3 protein-coding genes are annotated in these 4090 nt (G+C 60.2%); 1 reads left to right on the plus strand and 2 read right to left on the minus strand.

Features of this window, described 5'->3' with window-relative positions:
• Nucleotides 1–75 precede the first annotated feature (75 nt).
• Nucleotides 76–1167 (minus strand): porin, encoded by a 1092-nt coding sequence (locus BO1_RS46515; protein ID WP_028223425.1) that lies wholly within the window; start codon nucleotides 1165–1167, stop codon nucleotides 76–78.
• Between the two features lie 209 nt (nucleotides 1168–1376).
• On the minus strand, nucleotides 1377–2789 hold the full coding sequence (locus BO1_RS55695) for a carboxylesterase/lipase family protein (RefSeq protein ID WP_052409861.1): 1413 nt from the start codon (nucleotides 2787–2789) through the stop codon (nucleotides 1377–1379).
• A 288-nt stretch (nucleotides 2790–3077) separates the two neighbouring features.
• Here BO1_RS55695 and BO1_RS55700 point away from each other — a divergent pair, with 288 nt between their 5' ends.
• Nucleotides 3078–4010 carry a LysR family transcriptional regulator gene (locus BO1_RS55700; RefSeq protein ID WP_052409862.1) on the plus strand — a complete coding sequence of 311 codons (933 nt, stop codon included), beginning with the start codon at nucleotides 3078–3080 and terminating at the stop codon, nucleotides 4008–4010.
• Nucleotides 4011–4090: the final 80 nt, after the last annotated feature.

Below are 4090 nucleotides of genomic sequence, written 5' to 3' on the forward strand. Positions count from 1 at the left end.
CCGCGAAAACAAGTTAAGGCCAACACGGCTCAGAGCCAGGAAAAACCTGAGGAATAACAATTCCAAACCACTCACTCAGAACTTCTGTTGCAATCCGACCATCACACCAAGCTGGTCCATGCCGGTCCCGACAGTACCACCGGCCGCGACTGCGTTTGCCGCCTGGGCGCTGTTGAACATGTAGCCGAGCGACGCATAGACCATGGTACGCTTCGAGAAGAGGTAATTCGCACGGCCGATCAGCAGCGTCGAGCTTGCGTCCTTCTTGCCCTCCGAGCCACGCTGGAGGTAGCGCACCCCCTGGGCGTCGAAGAACAACGCTGGCGTGGCGTAGTAGGTCGCCCCCGCAAACAGAATGTCCGTCTGCAAATGGGTCGCCACTGCGAGGTTGTTTCTGATCCACCCAAAGCCGATCTTTGTGGAGCCGAAGGTCACGTACCCGTCGACGACGTTGTGCGTATCGGTGTACGCGCTGTTGTCAAGCGGCGCGGTAGCGCCCGCCCCGCCGCGCAGCACGTCATAGGAAGCCGCCACGCCAAAGCTCGCGGAATCGTAGGCAAGCAGCGCGGTGTATTGGCGGCACGCCAGCATGTTGCCAGGCACTTGCCCTGGACAGTTGGTGGCGCCAGGACCGGCCGGGCCAGCCGCATCGCGGCCAAAGCTGTATGTCCCCCCTACCGTGAAACCTTGGAATTTGCCCATATAGCCAATCGCGTTGTCGCTTCTCGCGTTCGGCAGATACGAATCGAATACGCTCAACGAATGAATCGATGGACCGATCACGTCCGCGTTGATCAGCGCGTACATCGTCATGCCGAGCTGCCGCCCCAGCGTGATGGCGCCGTAGTCGCTGCTGACGCCCACGTTTGCCTGATCTCCAAAGAGACGGCCACCGTAATTCAGCGAGCCGTTGCCGGGCTGGAATCCGCTCTCCAGCACGAAGAACGTCTTGAAGCCTCCGCCGAGGTCCTCCGTGCCTCGCAATCCCCATCGGGAGGGCAATCTGCCGGTCAACGAGGCCATGCCGAGCATGCTCCCGCCATTTGCGGTCGCGTGGTTGTAATACGAAATACCGGTGTCGACGATCCCATAAAGCGAGACGCTACTTTGGCCGTACGCTAGCCCCGTCACAGCGGCCAGCAATGCGGCACTCCACTTCATCTTCATGACGATTTTGTCTCCAATATATGGCTCGATGCCTGGTTACAGGAATTGACGCGGCATTCCCGAACGCCGAACTGTTTATTTCGTATTCCTATCGATAATTGGCGTTCGATCTGAGAAATCAGGTATAGCAAGCGTTCAGACGCGGTCGACCTGGCTGGTTCTACCAGGCGAGACGATTGAACGTGGGAAAGTCAAGGATGATTGAGGCGCTATTTCAAGTACATCAATTCGTCGTCCGCGCCGTTGTAGCGCGCCCATGTGGGCAACCCTTCTCCGTTGGGATTTCCGGATTCGACGAAATTGAGAAAGTGGCCCTGAAATCGCGTTGACAGTGCGCCGCTCAGCTGAGCGTCGAGTTGAGCGAGCATCGGTGCATCAGCCCAATTTGCAAAATTACCAAACAGGAACGGCAATTCGAAGCAATGGCAGGCACCTATATTCTGCTGACGAGACTGAAAATCGAACCGATACGCAAATACATCGCTTCCTGCCTTTGCCATCCGCGAGGCGAACTGGCGCGTGGGTTCATTGATCAGCTTCTCCGAGCTAAGTTCGATCAGGGCAGCGTAAGGCTTGTGATCGAATCGTCCGGAGGCAACGCTTGCATATCGGCTTGGCCCCTCAACGCCCCATTCGAGCTCGAATTTCTCGAGCGCCTGTGCCTCGGTCGCTGCAAGAACGGGAGGGTGGCTTGCAAAGAAGCTGGCGGTCTCATCACGCGTCCAACCGATGAGAACCGGCTTGCGGCCAAAAGATGCCTGCGCCGCCGCGCCCGGATCGGCAGGCACGCGCTCGCTCGCGACAGGCATGAACACTATCGGTACCTCGGCAAATTGCGCCACGGTCCCGAGCATCCTGGCTTGCTCATGGAGTATGCGCTCGACCGGCAGCTTGGCCAGCTCGTCGCCCGACGAAAGGCCCGCGCTTTCGCATAAGCGAACGGCACCCGCGTGCGCTTTCTCCGGCGCCATCGGCTGAAGACCCGGATAGCTGAGCATGGCGATCGCCTTCACATGCTCATGCGTGGCCGGCATCGCTGCGAGAAGCTGCGCGTACCATGCGCCAGCCGATTGACCCGCCACGACGATGGAATTCGGGTCGCCGCCGAAACCGGCGATGTTGTCCCTGACCCACTGGAGCGCCCGCTCGAGATCCGAGACGCTGAGGTTGCCCGGTGAAACGCCCTCCATATAGAGGTTGCCGAGCACCCCTAGACGATAGTTCATCGTCACCACCACCGCGCGGCCGAAGCGCGCTAGGGCGTCGCCGGAGTAGCAAGGCAACGCGCCGCCGGTCATGAAGCCGCCGCCATGAATCCAGAATACGACCGGCAGGCTGCCATTCATTTCCGGCGTGAAGACGTTCAGCCGGAACGCGTCTTCCGATTGCGGCACGCCCTTGCAGACCGCTCCCATGACGAAGTCCAGCCGCCCCGGCAATTGAGGGAAGACGGGGCCCGGCCGGGTCGCGTCCCGCTGCCCGCTCCAGCGCGCCGGTTCGCCAGCGGGCTTGAATCGACCGCTATCCGATGCATAGGGAATGTCGAAGAACGTGTGCACGCCGTCGTTTGTCACGCCTTCGAGTGCACCCTGTTCGCATCGGGTCAGTATGGTGTTTTTCATCCAGCCTCCTTGGTTTCGTGCGGGGTGTCCGCTTTTTCCGTTGAAAACGGGTCCACCTCGGTCAAGCGTGCCAGGCACGCATTCGCCCCGCCTCGCAATCCGGATACACTAGCGTCCCGATGTTTTCGCCAGTAAAGGGCCGACTGCCGCCCCAGCGCCGCGCATGACCGTGCTTTCCCGTTGCCGTCCATTCCAGAATCGACATTCACGAGATTACGGATTGCCAGCAGAAAGAAAACGGAATTGTTCGCCGCCCCCCTATGACGAAAGTTCAACCGGCTCTGGATCATGAATTCACTACATCAACGCCTGAAGCTGCGTCACATTACGGTCGTAGTCGAGATCGACAGGCAAGGTAGCCTGCAGAAGGCGGCGGAGTCACTGAAGATCAGCCAGTCGGCCGTGTCGAAGGCGCTAGCCGAGATCGAGGGGATCGTCGGCGCGCAACTGTTTGAACGGCTGCCGAGCGGCATGCGTCCCACCGTCTATGGTGAAACCCTGGTGCGACATGGGCATCTGATCGCAAGCGACGTCCAGAGGGCGGAGGCCGAGCTCGAAGCGTTGCTCAGCGGCGACGTAGGCAACTTGTCGATCGGGATCTTTTCACCGCTCGCCTGGTGGCGGGCGCTGCCGGATTGCATTGGAGACTTTCGGGCCCGGTGGCCGCGCGTGCGGCTCGCGCTGCGCGAAGGGCCCATGGAGGACATGCTCGAGTGTCTCGACCAGGATCTCGTGGATGTCGCGATCGGACGAACGGCCAGCGGATTTGGCAGCGAACTCTACAAGCTCGACGTGCTGCAACAGGACGCGCCCGTTTTTCTTGCGCGGCAAGGGCATCCGCTGACCCTGGGGCCGAAGGCGCTGCAGGAACTTCTGGAATATCCGTGGGTGCTGCCCGCTCAACCGAATATTGTCAGGCAGCAACTCGAGTTCGCGGTTCGCGATATGGGACTGCGCTTCCCTTCCGATGTGTTGTCGTCGCAGGTTTCGCCTGTGATGCTACGCCTGGCGAGTCAGAGCGATAGCCTCGTGCTGTCGTCTCAATGCATTGCTGACGAACTATGCGCCCAGTACCACTTGCAGACCGTCCAGTGCGCATTGCCCTTGCACATCGGCCCCTTGGTCGCCATCACGCGCAGCGACAAGCCGCCTACGCGTGCAGCGGCTGCCTTCCTGCGGAACCTTGGCGCTTTTCTCGGCCATGGTGGAACTCAGAATTGAGTCGAATCGGCGATGAGCGCCGTCCTTCTGCGTGCTCGTGCGAGCCTCGATTCAAGAATTTCTTTGGAGAATTCCGCCGC

The sequence above is a fragment of the Paraburkholderia oxyphila NBRC 105797 genome (genome assembly GCF_000685075.1).
Taxonomy (GTDB): domain Bacteria; phylum Pseudomonadota; class Gammaproteobacteria; order Burkholderiales; family Burkholderiaceae; genus Paraburkholderia; species Paraburkholderia oxyphila.